This window comes from Sphingobacterium sp. MYb388 (assembly GCF_037479535.1).
Taxonomy (GTDB): domain Bacteria; phylum Bacteroidota; class Bacteroidia; order Sphingobacteriales; family Sphingobacteriaceae; genus Sphingobacterium; species Sphingobacterium anhuiense.
This window is the reverse complement of record NZ_JBBGYV010000008.1, coordinates 125,567-145,589: the sequence shown is the minus strand read 5'-3', so window position 1 is coordinate 145,589 and position 20,023 is coordinate 125,567. Positions and strand designations below refer to the sequence as shown.

Genomic DNA, 20,023 nt, shown 5'->3' with positions numbered 1-20,023 from the left:
GTTTTTCCTCCGGTCGTGTTGCACCGTATGTGCACCGAACCTCTCCCGTCCCTGCATCAGGAAAAGGACGGTGCAGGTGTTTTGCAAGTACTGCGCAGTTACAGGGAAACTTACTACAAGGTTAAAAGAAAGTCCGAACAAGATCCGAACCGATGGCTTTGCTTTTTTTATGATTTTCTTTAAAAATGTACTTGCTAAAATCCTTCTTGATGTACTGTCAGTGTACGGGTTATTCACTAACGCCTTACTGAAGTGGTACCGGGAAGGTACTGAGAAGCTACTGGAGAGCTACCAAATAGGTACTAACGGCAGTAGTCTGATTGCGGCCTTGAAGGCGACAGCTGGTGAATCACCGTACTCCAATGGGCGAAGCGTAGATAAAGCGTCCGTAAAGCGTTGCATATGCATAGATAAAGCATGGATAGTGCGTAAAACGGTATTCGTTTACACACTACTAACGCACTATCAACGCTTTATACCTGCTTCATCCATACTTGATCTATACTTTAAAGGTACTTTATTTCAAATAAGCGTTTTTAAGTATCTGAAAATCTTAAGCTGGGTTAAGATGTGTTTTTGCTTTAATAGCCCTGTAAATCGCTTAAAACTCCCGTTAAATAACATGTTAAGTAGTATTCACGATGCTGTCAGTGAGTGGGTTGTTTATGAGTTTCGAAAATTTATGGATATTTCTTTCAACGCATTGAAGAGCATACGGACTTATTCTCTATTAGTCCTTATGTTTTATATGTTTAGTTTATCAGCTCAGACGCCCCGCAAGGACAGCGGGGCTGATGGGCTTAATAAGATTAAGCCACTTATGGTGGGAGATACTATTCCCGAAGCGTTGTGGCATTCACCTTTGGGCGTACTGAATTACGCTCAGGGAAGTCAGAGGATATATCTAAATAATTTCCGTGATAAAAAGTTGATCCTGTTGGATTTTTGGACTGTATGGTGTGTTCCGTGCATAAATAAATTAAAAGAGTTGTCTGCTCAATTAAATTTGTTGGATGAGGATGCTATTGTGGTTCCTGTAACCAAAAATAATGCAAGTTCGGCTCAACATATATTGAAGCAAAATGATGTGGATTTGTTCACTATTTATGCCGATAGCATGCTAATCCGATATTTTCCTCATGTGAGTGTCCCTCATCAGATATGGATTAAAGATGGGATAGTGACTTATATAACGGATGGAAATCTTACCACAGTTGCTAACATCAATGATTTTGTAATGAACAAACCCGTTCAATTGTTGCAAAAAGAATCAGAGATAGACCATTCAGACCTTAATAAATTAACAATATCTAATACGAGTCAAATGATTGCAGATAATACTATTTTTAGCAGCTCATTTACAAAAGCCTTGCCTTATAACATATTTGCAGTATCTGAAAAAAAAACAATCATTGACATTGTTCAATCATTCTATTATCGGATTGCTACTTTAAGCAAACCGTGATAATATACCGTTTAGTGGTATGAAAAATCGGATTATATGGCGTATTTCAGATTCGCTTAGGCAAAGGATGGAATTGCCCTTGGAGCTCATTAATACGAAGTATTATAAGACAGAAAGCAATCTTAGGCAATGGAAAAAATCTAATTTATATTGCTATTATCTTACTCATGTAAATGAATTGGGGGAAAAACAAAAGATGGATTTATACAAACAGGATCTCTCTCGTTTTCTTTCCTTAAGATTTAATGTTAAGGCTTATGTCGTTTATAAAAGTGTAGAATCATTCTGTCTTTATGTAAAAGATAAAACCGTTTTTGAAAAATTCCAAATGAAGAATGGTGCTCCCAAAACATCTTCCTATGTAAATTCATATACTTTGGTCAATAGACCATTAAGAAATCTAATTGCCTATTTACGCACCAACAATTTTAGAAATAGTCTTCCAATTGCTGACATGACAGATTATACTGGTAATGTAAGTCGCAAGCTGGAAGCAGATCCTAAGGATTTGAATGCTGTTGATAAGGCGCTTTATCAATTTGGGTTGGGTATAAAAAGGGGTATGTCAACCTTACCTATGTTGATCGTAGAAAGGAGTGGTAGCGATGAGTAAATTTAAATATTTTATTATTATTGGATTAGTATACCTTTTTAATACAATTTTTGCGCAATCTAGGTATACTGGAACTGTAGTTGATGACATTACAAAAGTCGGATTAAAAGGTGCTACGATCAAAAACTTAAGATCTGAAGTGTTGGCAATATCTGACGCTGACGGAAAATTTCAGATCATTTCAGACATACAGGATTCAATCTGGATATCGTCTGTTGGATACAGGGCTAAAAAAGTGGCGATCAATAAAACTAATCTCCAAGTAACTTTGATACCTCATTCTGTTTTGATGGATGAAGTAGAGATCAGTACGGGGTATTATTCATTGCCAAAAGAACGGGCTACTGGAAGCTTTGATTTTATTGACAATACATTAATACAGCGGAGTACCTCTTCTTCTATTTTGGATAGGCTTGAGGATATTACACCCTCGCTGCAATTTGACAAAAGAAGGGTGGGACAAATTACTGGTGATAATGAACGCGTAGCTATGCGATTAAGAGGGGCTAATACTATTTATGCTGACGATTCACCTTTGGTTATCTTGGATAATTTTCCTTATGATGGTGATATAACGGGTCTAAATCCTAACGATATTGAGTCAATTACCGTACTTAAAGATGCAGCTGCAACTTCCATATGGGGCGCGCGTGCTTCAAATGGGGTAATTGTCTTGACTTCCAAGAAAGGAAAGAAAGATCATCCACTCTCAGTATTCTTAAATGCATTAAATTCATTCTCTTCCAAACCAAACTTAAAGTATGGAGATGACTTTATTCCAACAAAAGATTACCTCGACCTTGAGAAGGAATATTTTAATCGGTGTATCTATGATGCGAAGTATAATGATGTCGCAAAATCTTCACTATCACCCGTTGTTATGATGTTATTTAAACACAGGAACAAGGAGTTGAGCAACTCAGAATTAAATAATATGTTGCTGCAGTTATCTCAAATTGATGTTAGTGACCAAGCTTCACGTTATTTATATCGACCTGCTTTTTTCACAACAGTATAATTTGAATATGCAAGGTGGTTCTCAGCAATTGAGCTATTTCTTTTCTGGCGGATGGGATGGAAAGCGAATGGCTGATATGGGTAATCATCAACAAAGGAGTACATTTTCTTCTTCGCTCAGCTATAGTCCGATTAAAAACTTAAATGTCGATTTTTCATATGGTTTTATAGCCGAGAATAGTCTGTCCAATGCAGTTGATTTTAGAAGCTTTTCTTATCTATATCCCTGACATGTCACTTCAAGAAGATGATGGAAGCCATGCATCTATTGTAAAAGACTATAATCTTGACTACGTAAAAAATGCATCTTCGGAAGGTTTATTGGATTGGTCTTATCGACCATTGGATGAACTTATTTTGCAGGATAAGCACTCGGATAGAGATGAAAATCGTTGGACTTTTGGGGTCAACTATAATCTATTGAAAGGAGTACGGTTCTCATTTAATCTACAATCTTTGAAAGCTATAACTAATAATCGGAATCTTAATTCAAAAGATGGTTACTATGTCAGGAACTTGGTCAATCGTTATACCCAGCCTGATGGTTTTCGAGCCTTTCCATATGGTGATATATTAAATCAAGGTAAACAAAATCTGCTTTCCAGATCTGGAAGACTGCAACTGGATGTCGATCAGCAATTTGGATCAAATCGTGTTGTTTTACTTATTGGAACGGAACAACGGGAAGTTAAAAGTAAACTGGACGACTATACTCTTTATGGTTATGATGACGAATTACTTACTTCTCAAATGATTTTGGATTACACAAAAGTTTATCCACTGCGTCCGCAATCATCGGGTCGTATTCCTTTTCCGTCTAGTGCATTGAGAGAGAACATTGACCGTTACTTGTCTTATTATGCCAATTTTGGTTATGATTGGAGATTCAGATACATGATTTCTGGTAGTATCCGATGGGATGCCTCTAATTTGTTTGGTGTGAATACGAATCAAAAAGGTGTTCCGCTATGGTCAACAGGTGTTGCATGGAATATGATGGAAGAATCATTTTTTAAAAATGATCTTGTGCAAATGTTGAAATGGAGAGTTACCTATGGAAAGAATGGTAATATTGACCGAGGTATGACTGCTTTTCCAACCGTTTCTTACAGTGTAAATTCGACGACTAATTTACAGCAGGCTTTAATTACGTCTCCAGGAAATCAAAATTTGCGTTGGGAGAAGGTCACTACTTTTAATTTAGGTGCTGATTTTAGATTGTTAAAAGGGAAGCTTAACGGCTCCTTTGATTATTATCGGAAGAAGTCAGACGACCTTATTGGAATAGATTTGATTGATCCGACGGTTTACTACGGAGGTACGCAAGCAAAGCTTAAGCGTAATTATGCGAAGATGGAAACAAAGGGATTCGATTTAACCCTAGGATTGAATGGAATAGGGAATAAGGTGAAATGGTCCAATGAATTCTGGATATCACGCACGAGTAATTTGGTAACAGACTACTATGGTAATAATACAGTTTCAGTCTCAGGATATATTAGAGGTATGGATAATCGTCCTATAAAAAATAAGTCCATTGATGAAATGTATAGTTTGCCTTGGTATGGTCTGGACCCACAGACTGGTAATCCTTTGGTAGAAAATGATGGAGTATTAAACACGGAGTATACCAAGTATATTAATAGACTCGCATTAGATAAACGCGTTGATCACGGAAGCAGTATTCCGATTTATAGTGGAGCGTTTAGAAATAATCTTCAATGGAAATATCTGTCTATTAGTATTAATATCGCATTCAAATTTGGGTATTATTTTAGAAGAAATTCAGTGGAATATAGTCTTTTGCTAACTAATGGAAAAGGGATGCATGCTGATTATTTGGATCGGTGGAAGCAACCAGGAGATGAATTGAAAACGAATGTGCCATCTAATCCCTTTGCAAATGTAGCAATTAGAGATATGGTGTACACTCGTTCTGAAATATTGGTAGAGAAAGGAGACCATATTCGACTTCGCGATATCCGACTAGATTATGCAATGTCTCAGTTTTTGAGAAGGAGATCTAAAATCTCAAATTTATCTGTTTATTGCTATTTAAACAATATGGGTATTCTTTGGAGGAAAAATAGAAAGGGTTTGGATGCTGATTTTCCATCAGCATCATATTATTTATCTCCTCGTATGCTTTCGATTGGATCAAAAATGAATTATTAAATTTTAAAACTGCTATAATGAAAATTGAAAAGATAATATTCATTCTCTTAACTTTTCTTTTTACAGTTATTCTTCAGGGATGTAAAAAGAATGGTTGGAGATTCGTTCTTCAAAAGGATTGGTAATTCCAAGTACCTTGTCAGATGCCGAAGCTATTTTGAATAGGACAACAATCATGAATGAAGGGAGAACAAACCCACTTGGCGATATTTATGCAGGAGATTTTATAGTACATTCATCATATTGGCGAAGTCTAGTTCCATGGCAGGCAAATGCTTATTTGTGGAAAGAAGAATTGTTTGTTGACAATATTGGTTTGGAAAACTGGGGGAATTTCTAAAATCAAATTTACTATGCAAATTTGATTTTAGAAATTTTAAATAAAATTGATAAAATTGACGATCAAAAAAAATATAACAATGTAAAAGGTCGAGCTTTGTTTTATAGATTATGGACTTATTACCAGTTGGCACAGATTTATTGCCTTCCTTATAGCGAACAAAATATAGGTAAACCGGGATTGCCGCTAAGAGATGATACTGATTTAGATGTTAAATTAATTCGATCTACTATTGGACAGACTTATTTACAAATGAAAAATGATGTGTCGGAGTCTATTCAGCTGCTTGATGAAACATCTATTAATATGTACCAACCTAATAGGAGAGCAGCACTCATGTTATTATCTCGTGTTAATTTAATAATGGCGGATTATAAAAGTGCTTTGCATAATAGTGATGAAGCTATAAAGTTAAATGGTAAGCTTTTAAATTATAATAATTTGGATCTTACTAAAGCCTATCCATTTCTGCTTCTATAAGTTATGCGCAGGTCATGTCGGCAATACGTATTGATATTAGTCCGGAATTACTCAAAGAGTACAGTGATAATGATCTTCGCAAAAAAGGTTTTTTTGTCTTGAAAAATGGTCTTATTAATTTTAAAGGTTCATATATTGTACCGAATGATTATTTTGGAGGTCTTGCAACAGATGAACTATACTTAATTAGATCGGAATGTTATTTGCGGAGTGGCGATCTTGATAAGAGTAGAGCAGATCTGAATTTTTTGCTTTCTAATAGATATAAAGATTTTCAGCCTATAGCAAATCTTTCAAGTGATGAATTATTGAGCCGTATTTTATTGGAGCGACGTAAAGAACTGTTATTACGTGGAGTTGCGTGGACTGATTTGAAAAGATTGAATCTTCATAAAAATACAGAACGAACAGTTACTAAGATTGTAGAAGGAGAGACATATTCTTTAGAACCAAATAGTTTACGATACGCTATGCCGTTCCCGCAAGTGGTAGTTGATCTAGGTAGCTATGTACAATGATGATATATAAAAAGATACCTCCCGCAAAGTATGTATTAGCGGGAGGTATTTAATTATATTCGTTAGATTTTAGTTTTCTTCACGAAATTTGGCTGAGGAGAAAGGAACTGATCCTCCCTCTAACTGCGTATCATCGATATGATTTGCAGGTGGAGTTCCGTTTGGTTTTGATTCTAACTGTATTTCACAAACAATCGGAAGTTGTTGGTCGCTACATCCACTCGAAGGGGACGAATTACCTGTACTGGAGATATTTCCAGTAGCACACACTGGATACCACATCAGACCAGCTGAATTGTAGTTTTCCACCAAATTAAAAGAACTAAAACCGATTATTGCAACTGCAGCTACCATAGCTATTGCATTTTTTTTGATGAAATTAATGATATTCATCTTGTGTTCCCGTTTTTACAATAGCAAAAAACGTCCTCCAAAAAACTTTATTTTATTGTCATTGATCAGTAACATGCTTTAGCGAGGTGTACCGATCTGTCTGTTCCTCGGGATTTCTTTTTACAGGGTGTACCATCACGTATCATAATTTAAATTTGTACAGGCCTACCCGGGAATAATGCGAATTTTTTTGGAAATATTTTTCTTAACCTACAAAATTCAGTACGAAAGAAGATGATAAGTAGAACGAAAAACTTCTTATAGGAGATTGGTTGAACTGTGCACTTATCAGGGTTATTATCTATGGGGTTGGTTGGTCCAGTCAAGAACCATCCCAATATAGATAGGCTGAAAAGAATAATATTCACAATAAGATGCCAATGCCACGGAAATTCATTAAAGACAGAAGCACATCCACATAGTAGTTTTGAGTACAATCCCATCACCGCAAGGCTGATATAGATGCTGAAGATGAGTAACAAAATTGCTGAAAGAAGGTAAACCCAGCGACGGTACTGTCCAATAAATAATAATCAGTTCTCCAAGCCTAAAGATATCAAATCAATCTTCTACACAGCAAAATAAACCAAACACTTCCACTCACCATTTACGCTCTCAAAGAAATGGGAATCTCCGAAACCCTACTGCAGGAAATACGATATGTTGTCGACGAACACTTCGATGATATAAAAGTCAATCTCTCCTGTTAACGTTATTGTTTTAAAATTGAGTATATTTTTACTACTAACGTTTGTACGCTCACAAGATTATTTCATTAAATAATTTCAACTCCCATGAATATCCTGTATCTCCCAAAAAAAATGAAGATCATAAATAAATTAGTTGAAAGACACCCTGATTCAAACAGATAATTATAAAAAGTAAGGGTATACCCCCGTTACCCCTACATCATCCGATCAACTTCTCCTTAAAAACAAGACCTAGATCTCTGTAGAGTTGATTATAAAAATCCTCTTAAAAAATCTCATTTCCTACAGGCTACTCCTCCACCCCACTTGAAACATCATTTAAGGTCTATATCAGGTGTGGAACACCCTGTTTACCCCCCCCTAAGCAACACCATTATCCGATTTACCTTTGTTTTAAAGCGTATGTATAAGCAGAAGCTGACGCTTAAACAGTTCGCTTCCTGAAAACAGGAAATAAAGCACAGTAACGCCTTGTTTTAGAAAAAATGAATAGTAAAACACAAATAATTGGGCTCACAAACACAATTATTTGGATTTCCTTTTTATGAACTTTAAGTGAACATTTATAAATATCAAAAATTAACAATTTTAAAACTCATAATTATGTTAATCACTACAACTCCAAATCGATGCCACATTTGGCACTGCTGTTGAGGCTCATCATCTCACAATGAAATCACTTATGGTTATGAAAAAGGGAAATAACCAGCATTATAAACGGGCTGTTCTTGAAGATCAATGTATTTACGGTACACGTCCTCGAAACTGTTTAAGAGCTGATGGTGTCTAATGATAACTTCATCAACTTGCTTGCTTTTTATTCGAATAGCTGATTATATAGTTTGCGTCTGCTGAACTGGCTGTAAAACAAACGAAAAGATTTGGTTGTTATCCCTGGTCTTTCATTATGGAGGTAAAGAAGATTGGATAGTAGTTCCAGATCTAATAGGGAAGAAAATAGTTCATCATCTGCTTATGCAAGCTCTTTTTGATTCAAATGTAGAATATCATTATTAGCACCTTGTTCAGAAAAATATTCCGGCACGCAGATAGTAAATCAGTTTTTGCGTGTCTATTCTTTCATTAAATAGTTAATAATTGTCTAAACAATTATTAATAAACCTTCCTTATACAGAATTAACTGATACATAAAGATTTTTGTTACATATGAATTGAAAAATAATTATCTAAATATCAGTCAGTTATGCTATTTAAGATGGATTTTATATGCTAGCATATCATTTTAGTGTTTCAAATTTAAAAAATGATATATATTTGTTTTAACATTTTTTTAACAAAGTATACTAACTGATCTAAAAAAAAGAAAACTAAATACTATATGACAATTTAAGTATTAGTAAATCTACAGGACAAAGTACTTTATCCTATGTTATAGTAGCAATAACCTATTAAAAGAGTTTTAATTGCATCAAAAAAATTTGTTGATTTTATAAGGTAATAAACTCGAATCATATCTTTCTATTTGGATTGTTGATTAATTAAATTATTATTTTAACTTTGCTTTTAACATTTTTTAACAAGCTTGTTGTTTGAAAATTAAAAAATGTATTTGGCGAAATTTAGCATTGCTAAGAGATAGTACCTACGTTGGCCAACGAAATATTTACATAAGTTTAATATAGTTTTTATAAGAATATGTTAAACAAAAAATAGACAATCGATTGCGGTTTTTCTTCTGTAGATAAGATAAAATGGATTGAAAATCTTGATTGAATTTGAATTTTAATGATCGAAAATAGTACGAGAAGATTCGGTTTTCAAAATTTTATGAAAAGAAATTTACTTAACCAAAGTCTTTTTAAGGCTTTACATACTTAAATAAACATAAACATATGAAACAAACATTACTCAGTTTTTTTGTGGGTAGTATGATTCTGACTTCTGTTGCATTTGCGCAAGAGAAAAAAGTTAGTGGTCGTGTAACAGGAGCTGATGGGAAACCATTGGTTGGTGTGACGATAGCTGTTCAAGGATCTAATCTAGCTACCCAAACAGATGCGAATGGAAATTATTCATTCTCAGTTCCAACCGGAAAAATTATCGTTTTCCGTTCACTCGGCTTTGCAGATAAAACCCTAATTGTTAAAGAGGGACAATCTTCATTTAATGTAACATTGGATGACTCGGATAATACTCTAAATGAAGTTGTTGTAGTTGGGTATGGAACCCAACTTAGAAGAAATTTAACAACTTCAATTTCGACGGTAGGTGCAAATGATTTAAAAGAAATTCCTGTGCCAAATATTCAGCAAGCTTTACAAGGAAAGGCTGCTGGGGTTCAAGTTTCATCTGGAGGAGGACGACCTGGGGCTCCAATGTCTGTGCAAATTCGTGGACGTTCTTCTATTAATGCAGGGAACAATCCACTGTATGTTATTGATGGGGTCATAATGCCTTCAAATAATACATTTACACCTAATGATGCAGGAGCGGGAATTTCTCCATTAGCAAACTTGAATCCTGAAGATATTACTTCTGTTGAAATTTTAAAGGATGCTGCTGCGGCTTCAATTTATGGATCGAGAGGATCGAATGGAGTGGTAATTATTACAACTAAAAGTGGTAGTAAGTCTGGTAAGTCAATTATTGGGGCTTCGGCATATACCGGATGGCAATCATTGACTAAAAAGAAAGATTTACTAAATGCATCGGAATATAGATCTCTATACAATGAGGCAGCAGTCAATGCAGGTCTTGCTCAAGTATTTACTAATGATCAGGTTGCGAATCCTGAGAATAATGTAAATTGGTTGGATGAAATTCTTTCGGATAATTCAAGGGTAAATTCAGCTCAAGTATCCGTAACTTCAGGAGGAAATGAGAAGACACAATTTTATACATCATTTAATTATTTTGATCAAGATGGAGCTCTTCTAAATGGCGGTTTTAAAAGATATGCCCTTAGAACTAATCTTACACATCATATTAATGATTTTATTAGGTTTGGCTCAAATATTGCACTTTCACGTACTGAAAGAGATGAAACGCCTGTTGATAATAGTATTTTTTCACCATTTCCACGTGCTTTAGTTGCTAGACCTGACCAGCCAATCTATAATCCAGACGGAACATTTGCGACAAATAGTTATAATAACCCTGTTCACATGTTTCAATCTAAAAACTATGTGAATCTTTCTAATGTATTTAATTCATCATATTTAGAATTTGATATCTTATCAGGATTGAAATTTAAAACAGCAGTCGGTATTGATTTTTCATATTTAGATCAACGGTTGTATAATCCATTAACATCTTTATCAGGAGCGGGAAGTAATGGTTCCGGTGCTTCAGGATATGTTCAAACACGTAATATTCTTGCAACCCAAACATTATCCTATGATAAATCATTTTATGGTGACCGCTTAGATTTAAATGCTATTGCTGTTTATGAATATCAGAAAAATCAGCGTGAAAATAATCGTGTTGACGGGTCTAATTTTCCATCAGATTTAACACCATATATAACATCAGCTGCATCAATCACAGGTGGAACAGCAAGTTTTACAGAGTATGCGATGGCTTCTTCTTTAGCACGTGTAAATTTAGGCTGGGAAAGTAAATATCTTTTTTCTGCTTCCATAAGAAGAGATGGGTCATCTAAGTTTCCTAAATCTGGTAGAATTGGTTATTTTCCATCAGTATCGGCTGGATGGGTTGTATCTCAAGAGAATTTCTTGAAAAGTGTTGAAGCAATTAGTTTGTTAAAAGTAAGAGCATCGTATGGATCGACAGGTAATCAAGAAGGAATTGGAAACTTTACATACCGTAGAGCAATAGGTGGTGGTTTTAACTATTTAGATGCTCCTGGTTTTGCTTTATCAGCTATTGGTAGTCCTAATCTGAAATGGGAATCTACAGATCAAATTGATATAGGTATTGATTTAGGTTTATTTAATAATAGATTAGAAATTTCTGCAGATTATTATAATAAGAAAACAAAAGATTTATTACTTAATAGACCAATTCCGTCAACTACAGGTTTTACAACTATTTTAGAAAATATTGGAAATATAAAAGGATCTGGTTTTGATTTCCAAATTACATCTAGAAATTTCACAGGAAGTGACTTTACATGGTCAACATCTTTAAATCTTTCTACTTATAAAAATGAAGTAACTAAATTATTTAATGATCAGCCAATTGATCAAGGATTTGTTGTGCGACATGCAGTAGGTCAACCGTTGGGATCATTTTTCTTAATTAAATCATTGGGAGTGGATCCAGAAACAGGAGATATGAAATATGAAGATATCGATGGCTCTGGCACTGTAACTTCTGCAGATAGACAGTTTTTAGGAAATCCTCTTCCTAAATTCTATGGAGGTATAACCAATAATTTAGCATATAAAAATTTCGACTTGAATGTATTCTTTCAATACAGTTATGGTAATGATGTTTATAATTTAGGTGCAGAAGGAACGGGTGGATACGGTAGTATGGGAGGAGTTGTAACTGCAACCGCTCCAGCGACAAATATGTTTAAAGAATACTATGATGAGCGTTGGACTCCAGAAAATACAAATGCTAAATATCCACGTGCTGTTGGTGGAACCAGAGGAACTTATAATACACAACGTTCTTCTAGATATTTAGAAGATGGATCATATTTACGTTTGAAAACAATTACTTTAGGATATAATCTTCCAAAATCATTGGCACAAAAAGCAAAGTTCAGCAATATGCGTATTTATGCTAGTGCATATAATTTACTAACATTTACTAAATATACTGGATTTGATCCAGAGGTGAGTTCAGAGTTGACTGTTTCCAGTTTGGGTGTCGATCAAGGAGCTATTCCTCAATTTAAGACATTTATGTTAGGTATTAATTTGGGACTATAAAAGAGACTTTTAAAATGAAAAATAATATAATAAAATCAATAGGGGTATTACTAATTGCTGGGCACTTAGCATCATGCGATAGCAAGTTAGATTTATTACCCCGTGACTCAGTTGCTCCAGAATTGGTGGGCGGAGCTGAAGGTGATAAACTTTTGAACGGAATATACGATGCCTTTCAAATTGGAAATATTGGATCTAATTATGCTTATCTAAGTTATGTTACAGAAGATTTATCTGCAGACAACCTAAAATATAGAGCTACGTTTTTTCAACATGGAGAAGTTGATAATAATGCAATCTTAGTTGATAATGTGCTAGTATCAAGATATTTTAATTTTCCGTATGTTGCTATTCAAAGAGCAAATGATTTAATTGAGATTGTCAATGGATCCAGTACTATTGAAGAAGCAACTAAGAAAAAACTACTTGGAAGTGCTTACTTTTTTAGAGCATATGGTTATTATCGTTTAGTTACTATTTTTGGAGCAGTACCAATAGCTTTAAATCGAGATATTGTTGAACTTCCAAGGAATTCAGTGGATGAGGTTTATACCCAAATCATCAATGATCTTAAGTTAAGCATCGAAAACCCAGCCCCATTTGATAACAGTAATAAAGTATCTGTTGAAGCTGCAAAGGCTCTCTTAGCAAGGGTATATTTAATAAAAGGTGATAAAGCTTTGGCCAAACAAATGGCGATGGAAGTAATAAATTCGGGTAAATTTGCAATCGAAAGTAGTTACGCTAATATGTTTACAACACCATTTGAATCACGAGAGCATATCTTTAAGTTTGCGAATACTCCAACAGAGGGAGACAATTCATTAGACTTTTTCCTGCAGCATCCAACAATGCCTGGTGGTGGTCGTGCAGAGCTTCCGGTTGATGAGAGTTTGGTTTCTGCTTATGAGGAAGGTGATCAGCGTAAAGCCGCTTCAATTCAAGAGATAAAGGCTCCTACTGCTAATCCAGGATGGTATTCAAAAAAATATCAAGATCCTTCAGGAAATGGAGCACATCCATATTATATTCTTAGATTATCAGAAATGTATTTGATTGTTGCGGAATGTGATTTAACGGCTTCACCATCGAATGCACTTGCTAATATTAATCTTGTGAGAAAAAATAGAGGGTTAAATAATCTAAGTACAGTTACTTTAAGTGATATTATTAAAGAGCGTCGTGTAGAATTCGCATTTGAAAATCTTCGATGGATGGACATGAGAAGAACACCTTCTATTTCTAATCCTTCAAAATCTATGGCCACTGTATTTTTGGAAGCTAAAAAGCGTTCCGTAAATGATGAGCTATATCCTATACCACAATCGGCTATCAATACGAATTCATTATTATTACCTAATAATCCTGGATATAACTAGATACAGAAGTTTTCTAAAAAAGTTTCAATTAAATCCCCGTCATGAAGTCGGGGATTTTTTTCTTTAATTTTTAAGGAGGGATTTTATTTAATAAAATTTTTAAAATACATAATTTATCTGCTTTTATAAATTTCCAACGAAAAGATCTTATATCATTTTTGTCCTTATCAATGCTATAATTTTTCGAAATGCAAGTAGCCCAATTGACTTTCTCTCTATGATCTATTTTTATTAATCAGCATATTATTGTCTCAAAAAGTATGTCTTAAAGTTTAGGTGCATATCATTTCTAAGATGATTTACTTTAATTCTGATGTAATTTTTATCCTCTTTTGCCTATATTGTCTATTCGTGTATAAGTTCGTGGAAAATGGTTTCATAAAGCAAGCTTATTTTGTGTTTCAATGTTTTTGTAATTATTAAAGATTTGTATTGAATGATAATAGTACGCTAGCTTCCTTTTTTATATCCCGCAGACAAAGAAAAATGAATATGGAAAGTCTCTACTTATAATATTTTGAAAAAAAATAAAATTTACTAACAATTACAGATACTGTATTTACCAATCACTTATTGTTTTGTAATATCTTGAAAAAGTGAGCGATAGGGTTGAATAATCGCTGTCTTAATTTTGTAGATGTTGCAGTTAGTTGCAAATTATATTATTTCTAAACATTCTCCTTATCTTACTTGTAAAAAGTTAATACTTCTCAAATTGATCTAATAATAGTCATCTTTTTTATTTCGAAATATTAATTTACGATTTTTAATGGTTACCTATCGAGCTTTCCAATATAATTTCTTAGTTAGCGTAATGCTACATGAATTTTTGATTTTAAAAATTATAATCAAAAATTCATGTGTTTAAACTTATTTATCTTGCGTTTTATTACCAATATAAAAAAAATAGTTGCAAAAGTTTGCTTAATAAAAATAATATTATAACTTTGGTTTTAACATTATTTAACACATGAAGTTAAACAAATATTTTTAAAATATTTGAAATCTGCCATATTGAAAAGCACCCAAGCGCTATACAATCGTATTTCTTTTAAATATTAAACTTGACAAATAGTCACATGCATGAGACAAAATGCAATCGATTGCGTAAAAGCGATTAGTGACGAACTGTTTGAAAAATATTAAAATATTGATTTATAGTTGTTTGGTAAACGAAGTTACTTAACCAAAGTCTTTAATTAAGACTTTACACACTTACATAAAAATAAACATATGAAACAAACATTACTCAGTTTTGTGGTGGGTAGTATGATTCTGACATCGGTCGCTTTTGCTCAAGAGAAAAAGGTTGCTGGTCGCGTTGTAGGCGCTGATGGCAAGCCATTAGTTGGAGTGACAATAGTTGTAAAGGGGTCAAATCAAGCTACTCAAACCGATTCAAATGGAAACTATTCTTTTTCTGTACCTACGGGAAAGATAATCGTTTTTAAATCCTTAGGATATGGCGAAAAGACATTAATCGTTAAAGAAGGTGCTTCAACATTTAATGTTACTTTGGAAGATTCACGAGAAGAGCTTAATGAAGTTGTTGTTGTCGCTTACGGTACTGCTAAAAAAGAATCACTAACGGGTTCTGTATCATCAATAGGAGCAAAAGATTTAGAAAAAAGACCAGTAACAAATGCTTTTGCAGCTTTGGAAGGATCAGCAGCAGGTATTCAAATAAATAATACTTCGGGCATGCCTGGTGATGAGCCAAGTATTAGAATCCGCGGTTTTTCATCCTTAAATGGCTCTAATGACCCTTTATATGTAGTTGATGGTGTGCCTTTTGGTGGTGATATTTCTGATATCAATCCCAATGATGTTGAAAGTATTTCTGTATTGAAAGATGCATCTTCATCTGCTCTATACGGTAGTAGAGCAAGTAACGGTGTAATCATTATTACAACAAAAAAAGGAAAGATTGGTCGTTCTCAGGTTAATGTATCGACAGATCAAGGATTTTACTCAAGAGGAATTGCTGAATATAGCCGTGTAAATGATAGACAATTTATGGAAGCTATGTGGACAGGATACCGAAATAACCTGTTGAGCACGAACTCCAAAGCTTATCCAACAACAGAGCTAGCTAACGCTGAGGCTTCCAAGTCTTTAATTAGTAACTACCTGAAATTAAATATTTACGATAAAGAGGATAATAAATTATTTGATGAAAATGGAAAATTGGTTTCAGATGCACAAATAAAAAATGGATATCGTGACGATTTAGATTGGTTTAGTGAGGTGGATCGTGTTGGGCATCGCCAAAATTATAATATTGATGGAACTACTGCAACTGATAAAGCTAAAGTATTCTATTCTACTGGATATTTAAATGAAAAGGGATATATTAAAAATTCTGGATTAAAAAGGTTTACGGGAAGATTGAATGCTGAACTTCAAGCTAAAGATTGGTTTAAATATGGTTTCAATTTAGCTGGTTCTCACCAGATTTCGGATAGAATTAGCGGTTCCACAGATGATGCTGGTTCATTTACAAATCCTTTTAACTATGCACGTTCAATTGCACCTATTTATCCAATTCATCTACATAATGCAGATGGAGGTTATGCACCAGGTCTTTTGGGAGAAAAACAGTACGATAATGGAGAATCTACACGATTGCAATATGTGGGACGCCACACAATTTGGGAAAATGAATTGAATAGCGATCAAACCATTAAAAATACAATGAACGGTAGAGCTTTTCTAGAATTTAAGTTTTTAAAGGATTTTACTTTTACGGTTAATGGTGATTTAAATGTACGTAACTCTGAGCGTCGTACCTATAATAACGCGATTATCGGTGATGGAGTAGGGCAGGGCCGTGCTGCAAGACGTACCTATAGATACAAGAATTATACAACCCAACAATTGTTAACTTGGAATAAAGATTTTGGCGCGCATCACATTGATGTATTGGCGGGTCATGAAAATTATTATGATAACATGAGTTACCTTTATGGGTATAAGACAGATGAAATCTTCGCTGGTAAAACTGATATGATCAACTTTACAAAGATTACTTCTTTGTATGATTATCAAGAAGATTATCGTGTAGAAAGTTACTTGTCTCGTGCTCGATACAATTATGAAGGGAAATATTTTGCGGAAGCATCTATTAGAAGAGATGGATCTTCTCGCTTTAGTGCAGATAATCGCTGGGGTAACTTTTGGTCATTAGGCGGTAGTTGGATCGTATCGAAAGAAGATTTCTTCAAGAATGCTTTAAATACAGTAAATGACCTTAAGGTAAGAGCGTCTTATGGAGAAGTAGGAAATGATGAAAGTGCAAAAAAATATGCGCATTTATCATTATATGCAATGGATCAAAATGCAAATGCAGGAGCAGTTTATAAAAGTCAGATTCCTTCGCCAGACTTAATCTGGGAAACTTCTAGCTCATTTTCTGCAGCAATCGAAGCGAAATTGTTCAAACGTGCCAACTTAAGTATCGAGTATTTCAATAAACAATCAAAAAATTTGATTTTTGATCTTAATTTACCGTTATCAGCGGGGCCTAACTCAACAAGTACTGCTGTTTCAACTGTAACTAAAAACATTGGATCAATGTCTAATAGAGGTATTGAATTAACTTTCGACGTAGATGTATTAAGAGGTGAAGGTTGGAGATGGAACGTTGGTGCTAACGCGACGTGGTTGACCAACAAAATTTTAAGTTTGCCAGAGGAAAACAGAGAAAATGGCGTTATAACTGGAAACTTTAAATGGGTTGAAGGTGGTGGACGTTATGATTTTTGGATGTTCAAATATGCTGGGGTAGACCAGATGACAGGTAAATCACTCTATTTAGCAGATACAGAAAGATTTAATGTGAATGGTTCTGCGCCTGATAAGGCGGCAATACCTGCAGCCGAACTTGTTGAAATCAATGGCAAATATTATGTTACCAATGCTTCAACTTATGGTGTAAGAGACTGGTCCGGTTCGGTTATCCCAAAAATGAGCGGTAGTTTCAATACAAACTTTGAATATAAAAATTTCAGTTTATCAGCTTTATTTACCTACGCAATTGGAGGTAAAGTTTTTGACTCATCCTACAGAGATTTAATGAGTATGTCAGGAACTCCTGGAGCTTTGCACACAGATATTATGAACTCATGGTCTGGTATGCCAGAAGGAATGACTACGACATCTGAAAATAGATTAGATCCTAATGGAATTCCAGCTATCAACTTTTCACAAAGTAATATGAATAATTTTACGAGTGACCGCTTTCTTATAGACGGATCATATCTTGTTGTGAAAAATATTGCATTTGGATACCGTTTGCCAAAGCAGTTGATCAACAGAATTGATTTATCTTCAGTAACAATAGTAGCAGGAATAGAAAATTTGGCTACAATGACAAAGCGTAAAGGTATGAACCCACAACAACAATGGAACGGTATAAGTACAAATGCTTGGGTTACTCCTCGTACTGTATCTTTTGGTGTAAAAGTTGGACTATAAGAATTTAAACAATGAAAAAAATTAATTATATAAAGTTATTATTATTAGGAGTTGTCTCTCTTTCGTCTTGTAGTAAAGATTATTTAGATACACGTCCTACAGACTCTGTAGAGAAATCTGAAGTTTTTGCAACCACAAAAAGTGCTAAAGTTGCTGTAAATGGTCTTGCCAAGATGATGACACAACAATATTTAAGTAGTCAAGGTTTCAATGGTGAGGGCACAATAAAGATGTACTACGGTAACTACCCAGGTAACAATTTTTTTGTCAATCTAAGTGGTTGGGCTGATATCATTAACTCCAATTATAATCAGAACTTAACGAGTATCTATTTATATTATCCTTGGTATTATTACTATAAATTAATTTCGAACGCAAATGAAATTGTATTAAATATTGATGGTGCAGAGGGGCCAGTTGCAGAAAAACAATTTATAAAAGCTCAAGCTTTAACCTTTAGAGCATACAGCTTCATGATGTTAGCTCAAATTTATGGTAATAGATGGAGTGATTCAAACAATGGACAAACTGGCGGCTTAGTTTTAAGAACAGATGTGTCTACGGGTGATATGCCATTGTCCACTCTTGGACAGACTTATGATTTAATTTATAAGGATTTAAGCGATGCGATATCCATGTACGATGAGTCAAAATTAAACCGCGAATCAGGGAAGAACTTTCAGGTTAATAAAGATGTCGCTTATGCTATTTATGCAAGAGCAGCTTTGAATAAACAAGATTATGTAAATGCTGAAAAATTTGCTATTCTCGCTCGCGAAAATTATAAATTGATGAATAATGATGAATATAAGAGCGGATTTTATGATCCAAATGGAGAATGGATTTGGAGTAGTTATGGTGCGGCAGATGAAACATTATTCTTTTACTCATTCCAATCCTATATAGCTTATAATTCAACTGCTAGTGCTGCTAGAACAACACCAAAAATTATCAGTAGAGAGCTTTTTGATAAAATCCCTGTTTCTGATATCAGAAGAGATCTATTTTTGGATCCTAAAGGTGAGGCATATACAACAGCGACTGGTATTGCAGGTCCTGAAATGAAAGCTAGAGCGTTTCGTACATTTCCAGATTTACAATCGACAGCGGTTCCTTATGCTTATATGAATTTTAAATTTAAAGCAAAAGATCTTCCTGGTGTAGGTAATCTGAATCACTTTAGAGCTGCTGAGATGTACTTGATTGAAGCTGAAGCTAAATATTTCCAAAATAAGCCGGCAACTGCGGTTCAAGCTACTTTGAATGAATTAAATTCTTCTTCTGGTAGAGATGCAAAGTATAATTGTACAAAAACAGGTGCAGAATTATTAAAGGAAATCAAATTATATCGCGCAATTGAGCTTTGGGGTGAAGGATTTGACTGGTTTGATATGAAAAGATGGGGTGATCCGATCATTCGAAACGCGCATGCAAATGGAGGAAATTTCTTGACGTCATTAGCCGTTACCATCAATCCTCAAGATAAAAATAAATGGACATGGTCTATTCCATTAAGAGAGTCAGACTATAATAAAGGCTTAGAATAAATATTACTATTAAAGCCTTGATTCAATTCAAAGCCTCCAAGAAGATTT

General features: G+C 34.4%; 14 protein-coding genes. 12 read left to right on the top strand and 2 right to left on the bottom strand.

Going from position 1 to position 20,023, the window contains the following annotated elements:
* Nucleotides 1-76 precede the first annotated feature (76 nt).
* From WH188_RS21100 to WH188_RS21065, 8 genes are all read left to right on the top strand, one after another.
* A complete protein-coding gene (locus WH188_RS21100) occupies nt 77-1,465 on the top strand; it encodes a TlpA family protein disulfide reductase (protein WP_339424623.1) in 1,389 nt (462 codons plus the stop codon).
* A 19-nt stretch (nt 1,466-1,484) separates the two neighbouring features.
* Entirely contained in the window at nt 1,485-2,078 is a 594-nt protein-coding gene (locus WH188_RS21095) for a hypothetical protein (protein ID WP_339424622.1), read from the top strand.
* The gene (locus tag WH188_RS21090) at nt 2,071-3,096 is read left to right on the top strand and encodes a TonB-dependent receptor plug domain-containing protein (RefSeq protein WP_339424621.1); all 1,026 of its coding nucleotides are present in this window, start codon (nt 2,071-2,073) and stop codon (nt 3,094-3,096) included. Before WH188_RS21095 ends, WH188_RS21090 begins: the two co-directional genes overlap by 8 nt.
* 7 nt (nt 3,097-3,103) lie before the next feature.
* A complete protein-coding gene (locus WH188_RS21085) occupies nt 3,104-3,325 on the top strand; it encodes a hypothetical protein (RefSeq protein WP_339424620.1) in 222 nt (73 codons plus the stop codon).
* A 1-nt stretch (nt 3,326) separates the two neighbouring features.
* On the top strand, nt 3,327-5,270 hold the full coding sequence (locus tag WH188_RS21080; protein ID WP_339424619.1) for a hypothetical protein: 1,944 nt from the start codon (nt 3,327-3,329) through the stop codon (nt 5,268-5,270).
* A 94-nt stretch (nt 5,271-5,364) separates the two neighbouring features.
* Nucleotides 5,365-5,610: a hypothetical protein gene (locus tag WH188_RS21075; protein WP_339424618.1), complete on the top strand. Its 246-nt coding sequence runs from the start codon at nt 5,365-5,367 to the stop codon at nt 5,608-5,610.
* Between the two features lie 6 nt (nt 5,611-5,616).
* Entirely contained in the window at nt 5,617-6,090 is a 474-nt protein-coding gene (locus WH188_RS21070; RefSeq protein WP_339424639.1) for a RagB/SusD family nutrient uptake outer membrane protein, read from the top strand.
* A gap of 14 nt (nt 6,091-6,104) precedes the next feature.
* Nucleotides 6,105-6,608, top strand: coding sequence for a RagB/SusD family nutrient uptake outer membrane protein (locus tag WH188_RS21065; RefSeq protein ID WP_339424617.1), 504 nt, complete (start codon nt 6,105-6,107; stop codon nt 6,606-6,608).
* Nucleotides 6,609-6,677: 69 nt separating this feature from the next.
* Here the strand turns inward: WH188_RS21065 and WH188_RS21060 are convergent, their stop codons facing one another.
* Together WH188_RS21060 and WH188_RS26360 are read right to left on the bottom strand one after the other, a co-directional pair.
* Complete coding sequence (locus WH188_RS21060) at nt 6,678-7,001, bottom strand: hypothetical protein (protein ID WP_339424616.1); 324 nt, start codon at nt 6,999-7,001, stop codon at nt 6,678-6,680.
* Between the two features lie 149 nt (nt 7,002-7,150).
* Complete coding sequence (locus WH188_RS26360; protein WP_445265591.1) at nt 7,151-7,525, bottom strand: MauE/DoxX family redox-associated membrane protein; 375 nt, start codon at nt 7,523-7,525, stop codon at nt 7,151-7,153.
* Between the two features lie 2,039 nt (nt 7,526-9,564).
* Between WH188_RS26360 and WH188_RS21055 the strand changes: the two genes are divergently transcribed.
* The 4 genes from WH188_RS21055 to WH188_RS21040 all read left to right on the top strand — a co-directional run bounded on the left by WH188_RS21055 (nt 9,565) and on the right by WH188_RS21040 (nt 19,975).
* Entirely contained in the window at nt 9,565-12,573 is a 3,009-nt protein-coding gene (locus WH188_RS21055) for a SusC/RagA family TonB-linked outer membrane protein (protein WP_339424615.1), read from the top strand.
* A 14-nt stretch (nt 12,574-12,587) separates the two neighbouring features.
* Nucleotides 12,588-13,952, top strand: coding sequence for a RagB/SusD family nutrient uptake outer membrane protein (locus WH188_RS21050; RefSeq protein ID WP_339424614.1), 1,365 nt, complete (start codon nt 12,588-12,590; stop codon nt 13,950-13,952).
* A gap of 1,233 nt (nt 13,953-15,185) precedes the next feature.
* Nucleotides 15,186-18,428 carry a SusC/RagA family TonB-linked outer membrane protein gene (locus tag WH188_RS21045; protein WP_168128400.1) on the top strand — a complete coding sequence of 1,081 codons (3,243 nt, stop codon included), beginning with the start codon at nt 15,186-15,188 and terminating at the stop codon, nt 18,426-18,428.
* 11 nt (nt 18,429-18,439) lie between these two features.
* The gene (locus tag WH188_RS21040) at nt 18,440-19,975 is read left to right on the top strand and encodes a RagB/SusD family nutrient uptake outer membrane protein (protein ID WP_132772192.1); all 1,536 of its coding nucleotides are present in this window, start codon (nt 18,440-18,442) and stop codon (nt 19,973-19,975) included.
* Nucleotides 19,976-20,023: the final 48 nt, after the last annotated feature.

Bases quoted from the DNA above. Each gene is read 5' to 3' on its own strand.
- WH188_RS21065 (WP_339424617.1), top strand. From the start codon at position 6,105: ATGTCGGCAATACGTATTGATATTAGTCCGGAATTACTCAAAGAGTAC.
- WH188_RS21085 (WP_339424620.1), top strand. From the start codon at position 3,104: ATGCAAGGTGGTTCTCAGCAATTGAGCTATTTCTTTTCTGGCGGATGG.
- WH188_RS21080 (WP_339424619.1), top strand. From the start codon at position 3,327: ATGTCACTTCAAGAAGATGATGGAAGCCATGCATCTATTGTAAAAGAC.
- WH188_RS21090 (WP_339424621.1), top strand. From the start codon at position 2,071: ATGAGTAAATTTAAATATTTTATTATTATTGGATTAGTATACCTTTTT.
- WH188_RS21055 (WP_339424615.1), top strand. From the start codon at position 9,565: ATGAAACAAACATTACTCAGTTTTTTTGTGGGTAGTATGATTCTGACT.
- WH188_RS21040 (WP_132772192.1), top strand. From the start codon at position 18,440: ATGAAAAAAATTAATTATATAAAGTTATTATTATTAGGAGTTGTCTCT.
- WH188_RS21050 (WP_339424614.1), top strand. From the start codon at position 12,588: ATGAAAAATAATATAATAAAATCAATAGGGGTATTACTAATTGCTGGG.
- WH188_RS21095 (WP_339424622.1), top strand. From the start codon at position 1,485: ATGAAAAATCGGATTATATGGCGTATTTCAGATTCGCTTAGGCAAAGG.
- WH188_RS21060 (WP_339424616.1), bottom strand. From the start codon at position 7,001: ATGAATATCATTAATTTCATCAAAAAAAATGCAATAGCTATGGTAGCT.
- WH188_RS21045 (WP_168128400.1), top strand. From the start codon at position 15,186: ATGAAACAAACATTACTCAGTTTTGTGGTGGGTAGTATGATTCTGACA.